Origin of the sequence: Polaromonas sp. CG_23.6 (assembly GCF_029892315.1) — a bacterium.
Taxonomy (GTDB): Bacteria; Pseudomonadota; Gammaproteobacteria; order Burkholderiales; family Burkholderiaceae_C; genus Polaromonas.
In genome coordinates, this window is sequence record NZ_JARXUY010000001.1 from 3,085,234 (window position 1) to 3,104,915 (window position 19,682).

The following is a 19,682-nucleotide window of genomic DNA, read 5'->3' on the forward strand; positions in this document are numbered from 1 at the left end:
ATGAATCGCACCACCGCATCGTGCAGAGGCCAGTGTATTTTTTTCAGGTTTCACGGTTGGCCTGGTTTGCTTTTTTGGAATTCAGGATCAAGCAGCGTCAGCCGATAAGGCTGGTGGCCGTCAATCCCGGGCTTGTCTTTATTATCCGCAGGCAGCCATTCAAACTCCCAGACACGGCGGTCGTCAAAATATTGCCTGAGTCGATTGTCTTTTTCAGTGCCCAGTCGATGCGCCCAGACAATATCGGCTTTGTCAATATCCGGTTCGTTGTTGACCATTTCATAACCCAACGGGTTGTTCGGACCGCTTTTCACCAGCACCAGGTCGCGCCCCGGACTGTCCAGCAGCATTTGGCGCAGTGCGGGCCTGAGCTTGTCGGAAGTGGTGCAACACACCGTTTGGGTCGCGTTGACCCCCATCGACGGCGACCCGAAAATAAACGACGTGGCGGGCAAGGCCAGCATCAAGAGCGCAGCCACCGGCATCGCGCGCGCCAGAAACAGGCCGGCGGGATTTCGGACCGGGTCACGGGCACGCAGCCACTCGAAACCCCGCATCATGAAGATGAGCAGCAGCGGGAACAGCGGCGCCGTGTATTGCGGAAAGTTCCAGGTCTCCAGAAAATAGCCCCCCATGAAGAACGCCGTCGTGCCCAACAGAAAAGGATCACGCCTGCACGACCAGAGCCCGGCAAAAAACGCAGCCGAGAAAATTGCACCGATGTAGAAATTCCAGGTGTGGAAAAGCTTGGCCACTCCGCTGCGCAACCACAGCAAGGGCGACTTGCGCAGCCCGTAGTTGGCGCCTTCCATTGCAAAATAGTCCTGGAAATAAGCCGGACCCTGATGCAGCGACTTGAGGGGGGGCGAAATCAGAAAGGCGGGCACGCTTGCATACGTCTCGCGGTTCAGCTGGTAGGCCGCCTTGAGCGGCTGGCCGGTCGTGGCCTGGTTGTAGGCCAGCAGCAAGCCGCCCCCGGCCCCCACCATCAGCACTGCGGGCAGCGCCACCCTAACCAGAGCCAGCCGTACATGCTGCCAGCGACTGCGAATTAAGTGAAGCAGCAGGGCCAGCGCCACGGGAAAGCACAGTAAAAAGCCTTCGTAAGGCCGAGACGTCATCAAAATGACCATGCCCAGCCCCATCAGCAAGCCGTGGCGCCAGCGCGGTGCCTGCAAGATGCGCGGCAGTGCACCGATCACCAGCATCGCACCCAATGCAATGAAAGCGCCGCCGTAATAAGAATTTACCCAAAAGCTGAAAACTCCCAGGCGAAGGGTCACCAGGATGCCGCCGAGCAGCGCCATGGGCAGCACAACCCAACCCTGCAGCATCCAGGTCGCGGCCATGCACATCAGCACCATGCTCATCCACACGCCAACCCACGCATTCTGGGCCAGCAGCAAACCGGCGGCCAGCGGTGCCCCCCTGCCCGGAAAATACATTGATGCGTAAGCGGGCACCTGGTTGACGTAAAAGGTTTCGAAATGCTCCCAGAACGGATGCGTCGGATTGGCCAGCCGCCCTGCGGCAAAGGTCTGGGCTTGCAGCAAAATGCTTGTTTCGTCTGCGACCGATGCCTCGGCAATGCCCATCCAGGGCAGCATGAGTGCACGCAGGGCAATGGCCAGCAAGCCAACGGCCAGTACCTGCCTGATCGGCCGGTGCGCCAGTCCACCAAACAAGCGTTCCACGGTGTCGAACCTGCGGCTTCCCCAGCGTGGAGCAAAGGCCGCCAGGGCGAGCAAAGCCAATGCGAGCATGAATTCAGCCAGCGTGAACACCCCGAGGGTGGCACTGGAGAGCGCAAGCAGCTTGTCGTACACGTGAACCAATGAAAAATCAGAATTCATACAATGTGACAAGCAAGTAAAAAGCGGTCTTCCTCATGTTCAAAAGCGGTATGTCAGTGCGCAATCGCCGCCCCTAGCGATTCGATGCAAGCTGGTCCAGCATCAGGAAATGCGGCTCGCTTAGCCCGTGCAACACCGACAGATCAACAAAGCTCAACACGATCAGCGCCAATACCGTCGCCGCGCTGATCACCATGAGGCGCTTTTCGCGGAACAGTTTTTCAGGCTTTTGCGCCACCGAGCCGCTGCGCATCGACAAACCCAGGTAATGCGCGAACAAGACAATGATGAAAGGAAAGGCCAGAACATATTCAATGCGGTACTTGATCAAAAACACGCCCATCAGGAAGGTTGCAAACAAGGCATACACAAAGCACGAAATGGTCAGGCGCTCTTCGGTGTAATGCTGGAACGAACGGCGGTAGCGGTGCAGCAGGGCCACACCGCCCGGCTCGGCGGTGATCTCGCGGTATTCTGACAAGCGCTTGGCGCCCATCAGGAAAGCACCGCCCATCCAGTAAGCCAGCAGCAGCGAGACCGGCGCAATGGTGAAGTGGTCGATCATGGCCCAGCCCAGCATCATGCGAATGGGGTTGTTCAGCGACTCGGACAGCACATCCAGATAAGCCTTGTCCTTGGAGCGAACGGGCTGGACGTTATAGACCACACCTGAAACCCAGAACAGCACACTGACCAGAAAAAACAGGGTGCCGACCTGATACGCCAGCAACAGGCCCAGCAGACTGAACGCGGCATACATGCCATACACCCGGGTCGGCGTCATCACCATGTTGACCGCCGGACGGCTGGACTTGTCAGGGTGAAAGGCATCGAATTCGCGGTCCAGCCATTCGTTGATGATGTAGTTGGACGAGGCAATCAGTACGGCGCTGGCAAACCCCAGGAGGATGGACCACCAGACGTTTTGCAGCGGCGGGTCGCGCAGCACATAAGCCAGCACCAATCCAGGCAGGATGAAGACATGCTTGGTCATATGGTCCAGTCGCGCCATTTGCAGGTAGTCGCGCCAGCTGGCCGGGGTGTTGAGTGCATTTTGCGAATGCAGGGTTTGGGAGGTCATGGCGTAGATCCTTGAATTGACAGATTGGGCGTTGAGGTCGAATGCCGAAACGCAGAAATTCCGGTATCGGAAAGCCAGGCTTGACGGGCGACGGCCAGCATGGAAAGGGCCAGAAAAGGCAGCAGCCAGATCACCCGTGCCTGAAAACGGTCAAGGGACGAAGCCAGTGCGGCGCAGACGACGGCATTTGCAACGACACCCGCAATCACCACGACGGCAAAGTCCCTCATGCGGCGCTGCGTCAGGTCAAATGCCGTGGGCAGTCGGTCCAACGGGTCTGACTGGTCATACAGTCGGGCGCGCCCGCGCAGCCACACGGCCAGCACCAGCGAAGCCAGCACCATGGCGTAGGTTGCCGCAGACAACCCGTCGTTAAACGGCCAGAGCTGGCCGGCACGGCTGCGCTGCATAGCCAAAAAAATACTGTCGGGCACGCGCCCCTCGTACATGGCCAGGACAGCCGGGGGGTAGACGCCGATATCGACCCTGAACAGGCCCAACTGGCGCAACACATCGAGTGCCACGCCGCGGGTCACGCCCAGCGGGTCAAAGCGCACCACGTCAAGCACGAAACGCAACTGTTCGTCAGACAAGCGCCGCTTGATGCCTACGTCTGCCAGTGCGAAGGCGCCTTTGGCCGGATCACTGGAAAACAAAAAGTCTTCCCACGCTGTGGGATAGTTCTGCACAAAGTCGCACGCCGCATAACCTGCGCCAGGGCAACGCTGCTTGAGAAAGGCCGTGCCCGGTCCCAGGTCGATGAGGCGCGCCATCGGGTGCGGCAGGCGCAGCGGCGGCGCACCCACGGCAGCGGTCACCGCCTTGCTGAAAGCCCACTCTGCAGCCCCGGCGGCGGCAATGCAAATGGCCAGCACCAGCAGCGCGGCGCCCGAGAGGCTGCGCCAGTAGGCGCTGAACAGCCTCCCTGCCAGGGCCAGCACCAGCATGAGCACAGCCAACGCCACATGACTGCTGTGCGCGCACAAACCGAACAGCAAAATTGCCGCCAGCGCGCAGCACTGCCCGCGCGTCAGCTGCCGCCAGTAGACCGACATCGTCCCGATAATCAAGATCACCAGCGGCGCAAACACATCAGGCATTAAAAATCCGGTGTAAATGCCCAGCGGCGTGAGCAAGCTCAACGCCGCCACTGTGCCCAAGACCTGGCCAGTGCTCAGCGCCCAAAGTCGCACCATCAGAAGTTGCAGCACATAGGCCACGCACAAGGCCTGAACCATGACTGCCAGCCACATGCCCCCGGTCAGGTAACCGGCATAAAGCAAGATGCCGTAGTACACCGAACGCCCGGCCAGTACCACCTTGTCAGCCACGGAAGTCAGGGGTTTGAGCTTTCGGGCCGTCTGCACGGGCTCTGAGGGCATGACCGGCTCGGCCACGGACGAGGACGCTGCTGCCGAGGCAACAGCAGATGCATCAGGTGCGGGCAGCCACGGCTTGAGCGTGTTTGGGCCAGCCAGCCTGGACGCGCCCATTTCAGCGCCGCGCAGGTAGGTTGGCGTATCCGGGTAAAAAAACGGTTGGCCATTGAACAGTGCAATCAGGCACAGCATGAGTGCGATCGACACCCACAGCCCCAGGCGCCGTGCCCATTCCCTAAAGTTGTCAGCCTTCACGCCGCCCTCTTCAAGCAATGGAAACTGCCAGATTTAAAAAGTTGGATGCACCGCTTCAATTTATGCCTTCGGTCTTGAATGTGTGAATGCTGTTGCCTGGACAACAGGAATTCACCCTGAAGGCCACCATCTCAACCAGGTCGAATGCCAGGAAATTCATGGAGGTTCAGGGCGCAAGGGAATTCGACAGAGTTTCTTTGGGGCGCTTCATTCACCCAATAGGCCGTATGGCCCAAGAACCTGTTTTGAAGATTTAAAGGGTTACCCACCTTGCGGCAAAATGCAAAATCGATTCGAGATCGATGCGAAATCGATGAGTGAGCTAGTAACTTGAAGTCTGTGCCGCCGCCTGCCCACACCGTGATACGCGCATCGGGTCCGGCTCGAATTGTTTTGAAACCGGAGTCAGCGTCGATCAACAAGGCAGGAAATTCCGCAAAATCACCCTGATCGCTTAGCTTTTTGAAGAATTTTTTACATCCCGATGAGCTGTCTCTGATGCGCACAGGCAACACAGGAAGGTTCAATTTGCTGCTAATACGAAAGGCAGACACCGCCTTATCGCGTCCTTCGGCGCGCGCCTACAAGCACTTGGCGTTGTCTGAGGCACAGTGGGTTCTTTTAGGAGACTGACGGTGAAAAAATGGAAACTAATCCTGACCCAAGGGGTTGTGGCGGGCAGTCTTGCCAGCCTGATTTCCACAACCGTGCTGGCACTTGCCGGCCGTCGCGAATCAGGCAGCGCTGCGGCTCCGCTGAACGCCGTCAGTCACTGGTACTGGGGTGACGAAGCCTTGCGCCACGACAAAACCGACCTTACGCACACAGCGGCGGGCTACCTGACGCACCATGTCGCGGCCACCTTCTGGTCCACGCTCTATGCGGCCCTTGCCAGCAACCGGCCGGCTTTGCGCACCACGCCCGGCATCGTCCTGGGTGCAGTGGCTACCAGCGCCACGGCGGCCTTGATAGATTTCAAATTCACGCCACAGCGCTTTACACCCGGCTACGAGCATCGCCTGTCAACCGGCGCGCTGCTGGGGGTGCATGTCGCGCTTGCGATTGGCCTGGCTGCTGGCGCCCTGGCCCTTCGCAGCCAGTACCGGGACGGTGAACGGCCAGATGCAAAGGATCCTGAAGCTTTTGAAATCCCCGAGCCGCGCATTGTTCGGCATGTCAGAGCCGGCCGGGCAAGGTATGTCGAAGACGACGACACAAGCAGATTTTTGAGCAAATCTCCTTGACACCATACGAGGCCTGAACTGATGCACAAGCGCGTGAATCCGTCTGCTACTCTTTAAATAGCAAGCTTTTCTTTACCCTAAAGCGCAAAATTCCATTTTTTTCAGTATTTCACAGCATGGCGGCGCAAGCACCGCCGACAAGGGGAAAACCGTCAGGCTCGGCAAACTCCCTGCACAGCCATTTCGCTTGCATCATTGCGCCTTGCGCGGCACCACCAGCTTGTAGACTGAAAGCTGCAGCACATGGCCGTGCTGGTTTTGCGTTGTGCTGCGCACCACCACCAAGCCGCGTTCTGGCCGCGAACGCGAAGGCGTGACGCTGACCACTTCGGTCTCGACCTGCAGGATATCGCCGGGCCGTGTGGGCTGGGGCCAGCTGATTTCGCCGCCAGCGCCGATGATGCCGCCCGCCAGCGGCAGGCCGCCGCCAACCAGCAGGCGCATGGTGACGGCCGCTGTGTGCCAGCCGCTGGCAGCCAGGCCGCCAAACAGCGTTTCTTTGGCCGCCTCGTGGTCCAGATGGAAAGGCTGGGGGTCGAACTGCAAGGCAAAGGCCTTGATCTGTGTCTCGTCAAGCAAGAAGCCGGCGCTGGAAAAACGATCCCCAACCTGCAGATCATCAAGGTAGCGAAGTGGAGCGGCAGGGGTTTGGGACAGTTCGGACAGCGTGGAATTCATGATGATGTGCTTTCTGATGATGCAGTTTTTTAGCTCAATTAGAGTGATTTCACTTGCTCCAGGCGGCGCAGCAGCGTGGCCGGTGCGCAAGGCCAGCCCAGACGGCCAAACCAGGCCCCCCCGGCAATCGCCGCTGCAATCACGACGCCATACACCACCAGGGCCGCAGCCTGCGCCATGAAGACACCGACCAGTCCGCCGCCCCAGCGGATCACCAGCCAGCCACCGACGGCGGCCACAGCCAGCCGCGCGACATTGCCGGCCACGGGCCAAAGCAGCCGGCCGGCACCCTGCGAGGCGAAGTACAGCACCAGTCCGACACCGAAAAAACCATAGAACGGCGCCACCGTGCGCAAGTAAAGCGTTCCGGCGTCAAGCATCGCCGGGTCACTGCCGAACAGGGACAGCCATGCCCGGGGGAAAAGGGCCGCAGCCAGGCCAATCCCTCCGGTCAGGGTGAACGCCATGGCCGCGCCTGTCCACGTGGCACGCAGCGCGCGCGCATGCTGGCCGGCCCCCATGCAGGTGCCGACCATGGCCACCAGCGGCGCACCCAGGCCGAACACCAGCGGCACCAAAAGGTATTCCAGCCTGGATGCCGTGCCGTAACCGGCAATCGCGGCCGGACCGAAACCACCCGCAAGCGTCGTGGCCACGCCAATCGACAGGTTGGTTGCCACGGTGGAGATCGAGCCGATCAGACCGATGCGCAGAATGTCGCGAAACAACCGCCAGCGCAGCCCGGACCATGCCAGCGACGGCTTGAGCAGGCTGCGGCGGGAGCACAGGTAAGCCGCCAGCGCCAGGGTGCCCAGCGCGTAGTACAGCAGCAGCGCGATGGCCCCACCGGCAATGCCCAGCGCCGGCACCGGGCCCCAGCCAAAAATCAGCAGCGGCGACAGCGGGACCAGTGCCACCACGCCGGCCACGGTCACATTGGCTGGCACCGTCATGTTGCCGGTGCCGCGTATCACCGCCGCCAGCGAATTGAACAGCCACACCAGTACCGCACCGCCGAACACCCAGTGCGAATAAGTCAGCGCCGCCTCCAGCGAGGCGCCACTGCCGCCCATCAACGCAAACAGCCAGCGCCCGCCGAGCAGCAACGCCAGCGAAAACGCCAGGCCAAAGCCCAGCGCAATCACCAGCGCATGCAGGACCAGCGCGTTGGCGTCCTCGCGCCGCCCACCCCCAAGGGCGCGCGCAATCGACGAGGCAATGCCGCCACCCATCGCACCGGCCGAGGTCATCTGCATCAGCATCACGACCGGAAACACCAGCGCCATGCCGGCGAGCGCGTCCAGGCCGAGCTTGCCGACGAAATAGGTTTCGATCAGGCCGACGCAGGCCTGCGCCACCATCACCACCACATTGGGCAGGGCCAGGCGCAGCAGCGTGCGGCCAATCGGCGCTTCCAGCAGCAGGCGGGTGCGCGGGTCAATGGCGGTCATTGATTTCTCCGTGGGCAGGCAGTGCGCCAGGGACTGGAAATTTATTCATCATCGGCGCCCGTGCCACTGTCGACAGGCACCAGCAACTCAAGGGATTCATTGATCAGGCCGTGAAGCGCCAGCACGCGACTCGCACCCAGACGTTGGTTCAGGCTTTCCTGGGCAATCTTCCAGTGGCCCAGCGCTTCCTTGCGCTTGGCATGGCCGGCCGGCGTGATGCTGACGGTCCGGCTGCGCGCATCGCTGCCGGTGGCCAGTTCGACCCAGCCGGCGTCCACCAGCGGCTTGAGGTTGCGTGTCAGGGTGGAGGCGCTCATCCTCATGCGCCTGGCCAGTTCGCCCGGCCGCAGCGGGCCGAGCTTGAGCACATGACTGAGCAGCGAATACTGCGTGGTCTTGAGTCCGGCGCCCACCATTTCCACGTCGTAATGCTGGGCCACCTGGCGCATCAACTGGCGCAGCTTGAAGTTGGTGCAGCCCAGAGTTTTTAGTGCGGCCAGGAGTTCGGCGTCAGGCAGGCTTTGAACAGGTTCTGGCTTGTCGTGCATAATTTAATTGTAGCTGCAACTGTTGCATATGCAAATTAATTCAAAGGAATGACATGACTGGCAAGCGGGACACATTGGCCGAATGGATGGAAGAAAGCGCGGCGGTGCGCATCAAGATGCTGGCCGGCGGCGGCAAGCCTGGCCTGGCCAGCACCGAAGGGGTCGCCGGCAAGACCGGCATGCAAATCATGCAGGCCATGCTGGATGGTGAACTGCCCTACCCGCACATCGCCGAAACGCTGGACTTCGCGCTGATCGCTGTCGAGCCCGGCAAGGCCACCTTCCAGGGCACGCCGCAACTCAAGCACTACAACCCATTGGGCACGGTGCATGGCGGCTGGTATGCCACGCTGCTCGATTCAGCAGTCGGCTGCGCGGTGCACACCATGATGCCGGCGGGCCGTGGCTACACCACGGCTGAGTTGAGCATCAACATCGTTCGGGCAGCCTCGCACCAGACCGGGCCGCTGCGCGCCATCGGCACGGTGATCCACTGCGGCAAGCAACTGGCCACGGCCGAAGGCCGCATCGTCGGGCCGGACGGCAAGTTGTACGCCCATGCCACGACCACCTGCCTGGTGTTTGAGTTGCCAAAGCGGCAGTAAAAAGCCAGAGCGCTATATCACCCTGCACTTGCTGCATGGCGTTGAAAGCATGCCAGTCCACTGAGCAACCAAGGTGTCCCAACCTGCGAAAAAAAGTTAATGCATCACGCGAAAACGTGTGCCTCGAAAACTGAACACCGAACTTTTCGCCTGGATTTCCACCAGTGTCACTTCGGGGGCGGCCAGGCTGCCCTGCGCAAGCACCTGGTTGTTCACCAACAACAGCCGCTTGTCGGGGTTGGCCGAATAAACCGAACCGGTGATGGCCAATGGCGGAATCTGGCCACGCAGGTCCGGGGGCAGTTCGCCGAGCAGCCGCACGGCAGGCGCCGCCTGGCTTGGCGCTGCCTTGGCGACCGGGTCAGGCTTGGGCTTGGACATAGGCGGCGTTGCCATGGCGCGCACTTCTGGCTCTGCTTTTGACGCAGGCCTGGAAGCGGCGGGGGCAACAGCGGGCAGCGGCGGCGACACGGCTTCGCGTGGCGTCGACGCTGGAGCGGGCTGTTGCACGGATGGCGATGCGGTCACTGCCGGGGGGGGGAGTCTGGACGTGGGTCTGGGCGTCGGTGTCGGTGTCGGTGTCGGTGTCGGTGTCGGTGTCGGTGTCGGTGTCGGTGTCGGTGTCGGCATGAGTATCGGCGCGGGTACCGGTGGCATTTCCACGACAGGGTCTACCGCTGCCAGTCGTACGGCCGCGTCGGGCTTTTGCCAGAGCCACAGGCCGGCCGTCGCCATGCCAGCCAGTGCCAGGGTGATGCCGGCGCCTGTCCAGATGCGGCGTTGTGTGCGGCCAGCCGTCTGGGGCGCGGGGGTGATCGCCTGGCGGGCATGCACACCGGGCACGGCGCCAAGCTCGCGCTCGGCTTCGGCGCGTTTGAGGGCATCAAGGATATAGGACATAGATTTACCGGAGCGATGGCGGTTGGGTTTGCAGGTGCGGCGCATTCGCATTCGTGGCGCTGTCGATCTGCATGAAGGTCAGCGGGCCGGGTTGCCCGTCGGCTTCCAACCCCTGGGCGCGCTGGAAGGCGCGCACACGCGCCCTGAGGAACGTATCCAGCAGCGGCGGTGAGGCATAAGCGAGCGGCACGGGCGCGCCTTCCAGCACGGCCAGTTGACTGGCCAGCTGGCGGATCACCGGAACGGCGCTGTCGCCCTGCAGTCCCGGCGTGTAACCCGGAGGCGGGCGCCAGTAAGTGGCGAACTCGCCGCGCCACAGCCGACCCAGCGACACCAATCTGACGGTGTGCAGGCCGGCAGCGTCCTGCAGCGTGGCGGTCTGGTCGTCCAGCCCCACTAGGATGGCATGCACCGGCGGACCGTTGCCTGTATGCAGCGTCAGGATGCCGGGGCGGTCAAGCTGGCGCAGCAGCGGCACGCTCAGGTTACTGGTGCGGTAGCACTGCAACTGCTGCGCGCTGGCGGCCAGGCACGGGTCGCCGTCAGAGGCGGGCAGCTTCCAGGCGGGCGCCAGCGCACGCCAGGCCGTGTTGATGTCGGCCGGGAATTGCGCCACAAGGGTATCGAGTTCTTCGGCAGGCCGCAGGGCCGGCGGCTTTTCAGGTTCAGGTGATGAAGCGCCAGCCTGGGGCGCCGGCGCGCTTGAAGCCAGGGACGGCGCCAACTCTTTTTGCGCTGGATTGACCAGCAAAAAACCCGCCACCACGGCACCGGCCAGCAAGGCCAGGCCGCCCAGTGCGTAGGAAACTGGCCGCTTGCCGACGCCCCTTGCCTGCCCGGCATCCAGCCCGAACACCTCGACCGCCGCCTTGTCGACCACGGGCCGGTTCACGCGAAACAGGCCATTGGCCCAGGCGCCCAGCAGCGCGCGCCCGCACAGCAGGTTGATGCGGCGCGGCACACCGCGTGTGAGGCGGTGAATGCGCTGGATCGCGGAACGGTCAAACGGCAGCGGGCCGGTGAACCCGGCCACCGACAGGCGGTGCTCGATGTACTGCGCGCTCTCGGCCTCGGTCAGCGCGTCGAGGTGAAAGCGGGCAATCACGCGCTGCGCCAGTTGCTCCATTTCAGGGCGGGCCAGCAGCGTGCGCAATTCGGGCTGGCCGATCAACACGATCTGCAGCAGCTTGCGCTCGCTGGTTTCCAGGTTGGTCAGCAGGCGCAGTTGCTCCAGCACATCGGCGCTGAGGTTCTGCGCCTCGTCGATGATCAACACGCTGCTTTCCCCGGCGGCATGGCTCTTGAGCAAAAAGCTGTTCAGCGCATCGATGTAGTCCTTCACCGTCGGCGCGCCTGAAGCCGTCGCCGCCGCCGCCGTGATGTGGAATTCCTCGCAAACCGACTGCAGCAGCTCGGTCACGGTGAGCTTGGGGTTGAAGATATAGGCGACATGGCAGCCGGCGGGAATCTGCTCCATGAAGCAGCGGCAAATCGTGGTCTTGCCGGTGCCGATGTCACCCGTGAGCAGCACAAAACCGCCGCCCGTGCCGCTGCCAGCGCCGTGCGGCCCGGCCACGCCATACAGCAGATGCGCCAGCGCCTCGCGGTGGCGCTCGCTCATGAACAGGTAACGCGGGTCGGGCGCGATGGAAAACGGGTCCTGGCTCAAGCCGAAATGGTGCTCGTACATAGGGTGCAAGCATAGCCGGCACGGGACTGGCCGTTAACCCCCGTGGGCAGGAGGAACGTGCGGCGGCTGCCGTTATGTGCGTTTGATCCATGATTCAGGCACTTGTCCGCAGTGATCCCGCAGGCTGATGACTGTGCTTTCGTAGCTCGGCATTCCCTGTTCCAAAATGAGAGGTCTGCGGTTTCCTCACTTTTGGCTTGCTATCCAACCCCTCAATCCGGCGCAGCCGGGTCAGTGGACGCTCCGGGCTTCAACAGCGTGTCGGCCTGCAAACGTGTTCCCCAGGCTTTTTCGACAAAGCTGTCCGTGACACCATAGTGCCCGTGCTTGACGCGCATCAGCAAGTTGGCCGAAGTCATCAAACCCAAAACGCCCTGAACTTCCTGGGTGGTGGTTTCCCGGCCGATCCGGGCTGAGTATTCCTTCAGCGCGTCGGCGGTGAACACGCCCTTGACGTTGCCGCCGATGCCGCAGATGCGCGAAAAGACGGCTTGCGCCAACGGGCCGAAGGCTTCAATTTTTTGCAGCTCGATGTCCGCCGCCGCAGCACCAAACGACTGGGCGATGGTCGGCAAATGCTCGTCGGGGTTGGCGCCCTGCGGCAGGGCGCGCAAGACATTGAGGGCTTTCATCAGTTCCTCGGGCCGGCTCCCCATTCTTTTGAACGCCGCTTCAGTGACGCCGGCCGAGGGCGCCATGACGCCCAGTTGCGGCGTGACTTGTGCCAGGACGTATTCGACAAATTCAAGCCCCAGCACCGGAAACTCGTGCGTCACCGCGCCGTTGAACGCCTGGTTGCCCTTCAGCGAGAGTTCCTGCACGCGCGCGCGATGCGAGCCGGTCCCGACAAACAAAAAGTAGCCCGGCGTTGCGGGCCGCGTGTTGATGGCGTCGCGCGCGGCTTTCAGCGCGTGCAGCATGTTGTCGCCCTCGGCGCTGCCCAGCGCATGCTGCACCTCGTCAACAATCAGCACCAGGTCGGTTTTGGACTGGGCGATCAGTTCGGTGAACGCCTGCGCCAGGCTGACGCCGCCTTCCTTGCCCACATCGGCGAGCTTGAAGCCAAACTTGAAGCCCGCCGCCCCTGCTTCGACGCTGGCAACCCGTTTGAGGTGCTGGAGCATCGCTGAACCGGAGGTTTGTAACTCTTTCAGGCATGCGCGGATGGCGCCGTGCACCAGGTCCGCCGGGTTGGCCTGCGGCTGGCTCCACAGGTCCACATAGATGACGATGGCCCCCAGGTCCTGCAGCGCCGGGATCAGGTCGGTGGCGAGAAACGTGGTTTTGCCGACCCGCCGCTGCCCGGAAAGAAAAAGCCCGGAGCGCAATGAGGTGTCAAGAAAAGTGGGCCGGAGCAACTGCTTGGCCATTTCCTGCGCGAGGGCGGTGCGGCGAAAGGTCATGGTTTATGGATTTCTGGAGAAGTTTGATAATTATGGCATTTGCATAATTTTAAATAAAGTGGGGAGTTTTTTCCTTCGAGTCGCCTTGCGCTAGGCGCTCATCGGCGTTCCACAGCTGCTTTTCAAACAAGGTTTTTGGATTAAATCGGGCGTTTACGCAATAGGCATGGGCGTTAGCAGCTATCTTTTTTGTATCGATGAGAAGCGTCAAAATGGTTTTTCCAGTGGCTCCTTTGCAGCGTTTGCGGCCCTTCGCATTTCGGATTCGACGGGCCTCAAAGGGCTAATAAGCGACACTCAGGAGCCGTCTTCAGAGACGTACACTCATTCGGCTCCAGCCAGAGCCAAACCAGGCATTTCGACCGCCATCGCTCCTCAAGTGGTGGCGGTTGGATGGCGCAGCGCAGAATGGCGTGCGACTGAACCTGAAGGCCGCAATGCAGTGGCGCAATTCCCGTACCTACAAGGATGTATGAAACGCAACGACAAGCTGGCCGCCGAACCCAACCCCCTCGCATTTTTGTTGGGGGGCGGCGAAATGGGCGGCTTGATCCGGTCGATGGACTGGTCAGCGACCCCGCTGGGGCCGGTTGAGGTGTGGCCGCAGAGCCTGCGCACGACCGTCAGCATCTGCCTGGCCTCGGATTTGCCTATCTGCGTCATCTGGGGGCCGGGCCTCGTCCAGCTCTACAACGATGCCTACCGGGTCATTTGCGGCAACAAGCATCCTCGCTCCATGGGGCAGAACTTCGCCGAGTGCTGGACGGAGGCATGGCCGGTCATTGGCGAGGCGCACGACACGGCCTTGGCTGGCAACACGGCCTTCCTCGAAGGCCAGCAAATTTTCCTTGAACGGCACGGCTACGTGGAAGAGTGCTTCTTCACGTTCTCATTCAGCCCCATTCGGGACGAGGCCGGTCGGGTCGGCGGCCTGTTTCACCCCGTCATCGAGATGACGACCCAGATGCTCAGCGAGCGGCGGACACGGACGCTGCGAGACCTGACCGCTCAAACAAGCAAAGCGAAGTCCGTCAGCGAAGCGCTCGCCTTGTCCGCTCAGGCTCTTGCGGAGTACGCCCTCGACCTGCCCTTTGTCCAACTCTACGCAGTAGACAAAGACGGAGATCACGCCCGGCTGGTTGCTGCGACCAACCTCGAGGCGGAGACCGTCGCCAGCCTGGGCAAGGTCGGTTCGAGCGCTCAAAAGCAAACCCCATGGCCCTTGGAAGAAGTTGTTCGCTCGGGGTCTGCAGTGCAGGTGCAGGTACACGACGTGCGGCACAGGATCGGCCAGGCGGCCCTCGGTCCCTATCCCGAACCGCCCACCGAGGCCTTGGCGCTGCCGATCATCCTGCCAGGAGCCAGCGACCCCGCCGCCATCTTCATTGCGGGGGTCAGCGCTCGCTTGAGGATGAACGAGGCGTACCGGAGCTTCTACGACCTGCTCGCTTCTGCCGTGACCACCGCCGTCGTGAATGCCCGTGCATATGACGACGAGCGGCAACGGGCCAAGGCGCTGGCCGAACTCGACCGGGCCAAGACCACCTTCTTCTCCAACGTCAGCCACGAGTTCCGCACGCCACTGACCTTGATGCTGGGGCCAGTCGAAGACGCGCTGGCTGCATCGGACGAGCGTTTGCCGCCGTTGCAACGGGAGCGCCTGGAAGTCGTTCACCGCAACGGGCTGCGACTCCAACGCCTCGTGAATACCCTGCTGGATTTCTCACGCATTGAGGCCGGTCGGATCCGCGCAGCCTATGAGCCGACAGCTCTGGCTGAATTCACCGCCGAGCTCGCGAGCAACTTTCGCTCGGCTTGCGAGAAGGCCGGGCTGAAACTCCGCGTCGATTGCCCACCGCTTGGCGAGCCAGTGTTTGTCGACCGGCACATGTGGGAAAAGATTGTTCTCAACGTGTTGTCAAACGCATTCAAGTTCACCTTTGAGGGGGCAATCGCCGTCTCACTGCGACAGGTTGACCGCGCGGTCGAACTGCGCGTCAGCGACACGGGTACGGGCGTCTCCGCAGAGGAAGTTCCGCGGCTGTTTGAACGCTTCCACCGGGTCGAAACCGCACGGGGACGGACACACGAGGGCAGCGGCATTGGGCTGGCCCTGGTGCAGGAACTGGTCAAGCTGCACGGCGGCTCGATCCGCGCCGACAGCGAACTCGGGAGAGGCACGATGTTCACCCTCTCGATTCCGCTGGGATCGCAGCACCTGCCAGGTGACCAGGTCCGCAACCGGCCCCTCGCCGCGCAGCTCACCACGGAAGCGAATCTGTTCGTCGAAGAAGCGCTGCGCTGGCTGCCCGACGCCGATCAGCAACCGGCACCCGGCTCAAAGTTGCCGGCATTCCAGGACGACCCAACGGGCCCCGCCCCGTCACCCCAGCGAACCGAGGACGAACGTCCCCTGGTACTGGTCGCCGACGACAACGCCGACATGCGGCAGTACGTCGTCCGTCTGCTGGGCGCGCATTACCGCACTGAGGCCGTGCCGGACGGAGAGGCGGCGCTGGCGGCGGCGCGCGAGCGGACGCCGGATCTGATCCTGACCGACGTGATGATGCCCCGGCTTGACGGCTTCGGGCTGTTGAAGGCGCTGCGCGCCAACGCCCGTACCAGCGCCGTGCCGGTCATCATGCTGTCTGCCCGTGCCGGGGAGGAAAGCCGGATCGAGGGCTTGCAAAAAGGGGCCGACGACCATCTGGTGAAACCTTTCAGTGCCCGGGAGTTGTTGGCCTGTGTGGCGGCTCAACTTCAAATGGCACGAATGCGGCGTGAGAGCATAGAGGCAATCCGGGCCAGCGAGAATCAGTTCCGCGCTCTGGTCAGTGCCAGTTCGGACGTCGTGTATCGCATGAACGCGGACTGGACCGAGATGCGCCAGCTTCAGGGCCGGGAGTTCATTGCCGACACCCACGAGCCGAACCGCTCCTGGTTGGAGAAGTACATTCATCCTGACGACCAGCAGCGCGTCATGGAGACCATCGGGGCAGCCGTCCGCACCCAAGGCACCTTCGAGCTGGAGCACCGGGTCTTGCGGATCGACGGCACGCTGGGCTGGACGTTCTCGCGGGCCATCCCGCTGATGGACAAAGACGGCACGGTGGTCGAGTGGTTCGGCATGGCCAGCGACGTGACCGCCCGCAAGCAGGCCCAGGAGGCCCTAAGGCTGAGTGAGCAAAAGTACCGCACGCTGTTCGAGTCGATGGATGAAGGCTATTGCGTGATCGAGATGATCTTCGACGCCGACCAGCGGTCTGTCGACTACCTGTTTCTGGAAGTGAATCCGGCGTTCGAGAAGCACACCGGCCTGCGCAATGCGCAGGGCAAGCGAATGCGGGAGCTGGCCCCGAATCACGAAGCCCACTGGTTCGAGACATACGGCCGGGTGGCCGTCACCGGAGAGGTAACGCGATTCGTCGGCCAGGCCGCGGAACTGGGTGGCCGATGGTTCGACGTCTACGCGTTTCGCCTCGGCGGCACCGGAAGTTACAAGGTTGCCCTCTTGTTCAACGACATCAGCGACCGAAAGCGGGGTGAGGAGGAACGAGAACGGCTGGTCGCCCGTCTTCGAGAGGAGGACCAGCGCAAAGACGAGTTCCTGGCCACGCTGGCCCACGAACTGCGCAATCCTCTGGCTCCGATCCGCACTGGCCTGCAGATCATGCGTCTGGCACCAGGCGACGCGGAAGCGACCGAGCGGATCCGCTCGATGATGGAACGCCAGCTTGGGCAGATGGTGCATCTGATCGACGACCTGCTGGACCTGAGCCGCATCAGCCGCGGCAAGATCGATCTTCGCAAGGAGCGCATTGATTTGGCAACGGCCATTCAGCAGGCCATCGAGGCCAGCAGACCGTCCATTGCACAGGCTGATCACGAGTTGCTGATCAAATTTCCCTCCGACCCAATGCATGTGGACGCTGACCTGACACGGCTGGCACAGGTGTTCGCTAACCTGTTGAACAACGCCGCCAAGTTCACGGATCGTGGAGGTCAGATCCGATTGAGCATGCAACGCCTGGGAGCTGAAGCGGTCGTCTCGATTCAGGACAACGGCAGCGGCATCCCGACGCACATGCTCCCGCACGTCTTCGACATGTTCGCCCAGGTTGAAGGCAACCTGGAACGCTCGAAGGGTGGTTTGGGTATCGGCCTTTCTATCGTCAAGCGCCTGGTCGAGATGCACGGCGGGTCGGTTGAGGCCCACAGCGACGGTCAAGGCAGGGGCAGCGAGTTCGTTGTGCGCCTGCCGGTGGCTTTGTCGGCCGCCGGGGACGAGCCTACTAATCAGCCTGACCCCGTCTATCCCGCTACACGCCACCGCATTCTGGTCGTGGACGACAACGTGGACGCGGCGAACTCGCTCGGTCAGCTTCTCGAGATGTTGGGGAACGAGGTCATCACTTTCTACGACGGGGAGTCGGACATCAAGGCGGCCAAGGAGTTTCGGCCCGACATACTGTTGTGCGACATCGGGATGCCGAAGATGAACGGGTACGACACAGCCCGCAGCATACGAGCCGAGGAATGGGGCAAGGACATCGTGCAGGTGGCCCTGACCGGCTACGGCCAAATGGACGACCTGCAAAGGAGCGCGGACGCGGGTTTCGATCATCACTTTGTCAAACCGCTAGACGTCGACGCCTTGATGGCGCTGTTGGCCGGCTTGCAGCCGCAGCGCGCGTGATGGTTCACCCCGACGGCACGCTTGTCTAACCTCAACGTGTTGAAGACTGCCCAAGAGGGGCACACCCGCCTGCGCACTGTTTTGCTCCCGCATGACAGATGAAAAGCGAGGTTTGAGTTGCATGAAAGGGCCGAGCAAAACTCGATAGACAAAGCGATTCATTGGGCACTTGCACGGGCAATGCGCTTGATCGATGAACGTCTTCTTCCCCATCCTTGCAGGAACTGCGGACATGGTGCTTCAGTCAATCCTGCTCCATCTGGCGAGCGGCAACTTCGAGGAAGCCAACAGAGCCGCTGGCCTGGCCGCTTTGTCGTCGTGTGCTGTCCGGGACGCTCCGCGGCTAACTGACCGCAAATAGTCTAAAGATCGAACTGCGCCACTTTCCCGTAAAACGGCGCCACATCCTGTGATCGCTACTGGTTGAAATTAACTAATTGTTTTAACCATATCAGGCATCAAATCGGCCTCTGGCGCAATACAGGCATTCGCAAACAGCTATATTTTCAATAGCAAAAATTTCCACCCACGTCTTCTCTGCCGAAAAAGCCGGCGGCCCATCTTGCCCGGCCCGCTGCGATGTGTACGATGACGTCGAGCGCTTCAACATCGCAACCAAAGGGAACAATCCATGGCATCCGGAAAAATTCTTGTCGCCCAGGGCGGCGGCCCGACGGCGGTGATCAACCAGTCGCTGGTCGGCGTGGCGCTGGAGGCGCGGCGCTTTGGCGAGGTCACACGCATCTACGGCGCGCGCCACGGTGTGCGCGGCATCGTCGATGAAGACTTCGTGGACCTGACGCAGGAAACCAGCCACAACCTTGAACTCGTCGCCAACACGCCGTCGTCGGCGCTCGGCTCGACGCGTGACAAGCCCGACGTGCGCTATTGCCAGGAGATTTTCAAGGTGCTGCAGGCGCACCAGATCGAGCACTTTTTCTACATCGGCGGCAACGACTCGTCGGACACGGTGCGCATCGTCAGCCTGGAAGCGCAAAAGGCCGGTTACCCGCTGCGCTCCATCCACATTCCCAAGACCATCGACAACGACCTGGTGGGGAGCGACCACACGCCGGGCTTCCCGTCTGCGGCGCGCTTCGTGGCGCAGGCGTTTGCCGGCGCAAACCTGGACAACGCCGCCCTGCCCGGCGTGTACGTGGGCGTGGTGATGGGCCGGCATGCCGGATTTTTGACGGCCGCCTCGGCGTTGGGCAAGAAGTTTCCCGACGACGGCCCGCACCTGATCTACCTGCCTGAGCGCACCTTCGTGCTGGAGAATTTCCTGGCTGATGTGAAGGCGACTTATGCGCGCTTCGGGCGCTGCGTGGTCGCCGTGTCCGAAGGCATCCACGATGCGTCGGGCGCGCCGATTGCCAGCCTGCTGGCGAAAGACCTGGAACATGACGACCACGGCAATGTGCAGTTGTCGGGCAACGGCGCACTGGCCGACCTGCTGTGCGAGGAAATCAAGGCCAAGCTCGGCATCAAGCGGGTGCGTGGCGACACCTTTGGCTATCTGCAGCGCTCGTTCATCGGCTGCGTGTCCGACGTGGACCAGCGCGAAGCTCGCGAGGTCGGCGAAAAAGCCGTGCAGTTCGCCATGTGGGGCGCGCAGGACGGCTCGGTCGCCATCAAGCGGACGGGCTTTTATTCGGTCGATTACGAGCTGCTGCCTCTTGAAGCCGTGGCCGGCAAGACGCGGGTGATGGAGGATGAATTCATCAGCGCCAGCGGCACCGACGTGACCGATGCGTTCAGGATGTACCTGCGCCCGCTGCTCGGCTCAGGCATGCCCGACGCGTTCAGGCTGCGCCACCATCCGGTGGCCAGGGTGCTGAACCGCAACCCTTGAAGCGGCCTTCCATGCGGCAGTGCCGCCTGCACAGTTCTCACGCCGAC

15 protein-coding genes are annotated in these 19,682 nt (G+C 62.0%); 4 read left to right on the forward strand and 11 right to left on the reverse strand.

The window, feature by feature from the left end; translation table 11 throughout:
* Positions 1 to 50: 50 nt before the first annotated feature.
* From H4V98_RS14635 to H4V98_RS14650, 4 genes are all read right to left on the reverse strand, one after another.
* The gene (locus tag H4V98_RS14635) at positions 51 to 1,853 is read right to left on the reverse strand and encodes a hypothetical protein (RefSeq protein WP_196863637.1); all 1,803 of its coding nucleotides are present in this window, start codon (positions 1,851 to 1,853) and stop codon (positions 51 to 53) included.
* A gap of 73 nt (positions 1,854 to 1,926) precedes the next feature.
* Positions 1,927 to 2,934 (reverse strand): UbiA prenyltransferase family protein, encoded by a 1,008-nt coding sequence (locus H4V98_RS14640; RefSeq protein ID WP_196863638.1) that lies wholly within the window; start codon positions 2,932 to 2,934, stop codon positions 1,927 to 1,929.
* Positions 2,931 to 4,568 (reverse strand): hypothetical protein, encoded by a 1,638-nt coding sequence (locus H4V98_RS14645; protein ID WP_196863639.1) that lies wholly within the window; start codon positions 4,566 to 4,568, stop codon positions 2,931 to 2,933. The genes H4V98_RS14640 and H4V98_RS14645 overlap by 4 nt, the downstream gene beginning before the upstream one ends.
* A 131-nt stretch (positions 4,569 to 4,699) precedes the next feature.
* Positions 4,700 to 5,095, reverse strand: a complete 396-nt coding sequence (locus H4V98_RS14650) for a hypothetical protein (RefSeq protein ID WP_280757660.1) — start codon at positions 5,093 to 5,095, stop codon at positions 4,700 to 4,702.
* Between the two features lie 108 nt (positions 5,096 to 5,203).
* Here H4V98_RS14650 and H4V98_RS14655 point away from each other — a divergent pair, with 108 nt between their 5' ends.
* Positions 5,204 to 5,812, forward strand: a complete 609-nt coding sequence (locus H4V98_RS14655) for a hypothetical protein (protein WP_280757661.1) — start codon at positions 5,204 to 5,206, stop codon at positions 5,810 to 5,812.
* Between the two features lie 192 nt (positions 5,813 to 6,004).
* On the opposite strand, the gene H4V98_RS14660 is transcribed toward H4V98_RS14655, so the two are convergent.
* Genes H4V98_RS14660 through H4V98_RS14670 form a run of 3 tightly spaced genes read right to left on the reverse strand, consistent with a single transcriptional unit; the run spans position 6,005 to position 8,489 of the window.
* A complete protein-coding gene (locus tag H4V98_RS14660; protein ID WP_196862218.1) occupies positions 6,005 to 6,490 on the reverse strand; it encodes a MaoC family dehydratase in 486 nt (161 codons plus the stop codon).
* A 38-nt stretch (positions 6,491 to 6,528) separates the two neighbouring features.
* Positions 6,529 to 7,941, reverse strand: coding sequence for an MATE family efflux transporter (locus H4V98_RS14665; RefSeq protein ID WP_196862219.1), 1,413 nt, complete (start codon positions 7,939 to 7,941; stop codon positions 6,529 to 6,531).
* A 41-nt stretch (positions 7,942 to 7,982) separates the two neighbouring features.
* Entirely contained in the window at positions 7,983 to 8,489 is a 507-nt protein-coding gene (locus H4V98_RS14670; protein WP_196862220.1) for a MarR family winged helix-turn-helix transcriptional regulator, read from the reverse strand.
* Positions 8,490 to 8,542: 53 nt separating this feature from the next.
* Between H4V98_RS14670 and H4V98_RS14675 the strand changes: the two genes are divergently transcribed.
* Positions 8,543 to 9,094 carry a PaaI family thioesterase gene (locus H4V98_RS14675; protein WP_196862221.1) on the forward strand — a complete coding sequence of 184 codons (552 nt, stop codon included), beginning with the start codon at positions 8,543 to 8,545 and terminating at the stop codon, positions 9,092 to 9,094.
* 96 nt (positions 9,095 to 9,190) lie between these two features.
* Here the strand turns inward: H4V98_RS14675 and H4V98_RS14680 are convergent, their stop codons facing one another.
* From H4V98_RS14680 to H4V98_RS14695, 4 genes are all read right to left on the reverse strand, one after another.
* Positions 9,191 to 9,994 carry a general secretion pathway protein GspB gene (locus H4V98_RS14680; RefSeq protein WP_196862222.1) on the reverse strand — a complete coding sequence of 268 codons (804 nt, stop codon included), beginning with the start codon at positions 9,992 to 9,994 and terminating at the stop codon, positions 9,191 to 9,193.
* A gap of 4 nt (positions 9,995 to 9,998) precedes the next feature.
* Positions 9,999 to 11,684, reverse strand: a complete 1,686-nt coding sequence (locus tag H4V98_RS14685; protein ID WP_196862223.1) for an ExeA family protein — start codon at positions 11,682 to 11,684, stop codon at positions 9,999 to 10,001.
* Positions 11,685 to 11,896: 212 nt separating this feature from the next.
* Positions 11,897 to 13,087: an AAA family ATPase gene (locus H4V98_RS14690; RefSeq protein ID WP_196862224.1), complete on the reverse strand. Its 1,191-nt coding sequence runs from the start codon at positions 13,085 to 13,087 to the stop codon at positions 11,897 to 11,899.
* Positions 13,088 to 13,136: 49 nt separating this feature from the next.
* Positions 13,137 to 13,298 carry a hypothetical protein gene (locus H4V98_RS14695; protein ID WP_196862225.1) on the reverse strand — a complete coding sequence of 54 codons (162 nt, stop codon included), beginning with the start codon at positions 13,296 to 13,298 and terminating at the stop codon, positions 13,137 to 13,139.
* A gap of 261 nt (positions 13,299 to 13,559) precedes the next feature.
* On the opposite strand from H4V98_RS14695, the gene H4V98_RS14700 reads away from it, so the two are divergent.
* Positions 13,560 to 17,783, forward strand: coding sequence for an ATP-binding protein (locus H4V98_RS14700; RefSeq protein WP_280757662.1), 4,224 nt, complete (start codon positions 13,560 to 13,562; stop codon positions 17,781 to 17,783).
* A 631-nt stretch (positions 17,784 to 18,414) separates the two neighbouring features.
* Positions 18,415 to 19,635: a 6-phosphofructokinase gene (locus H4V98_RS14705; RefSeq protein ID WP_196862227.1), complete on the forward strand. Its 1,221-nt coding sequence runs from the start codon at positions 18,415 to 18,417 to the stop codon at positions 19,633 to 19,635.
* The last annotated feature ends 47 nt before the right edge of the window (positions 19,636 to 19,682 follow it).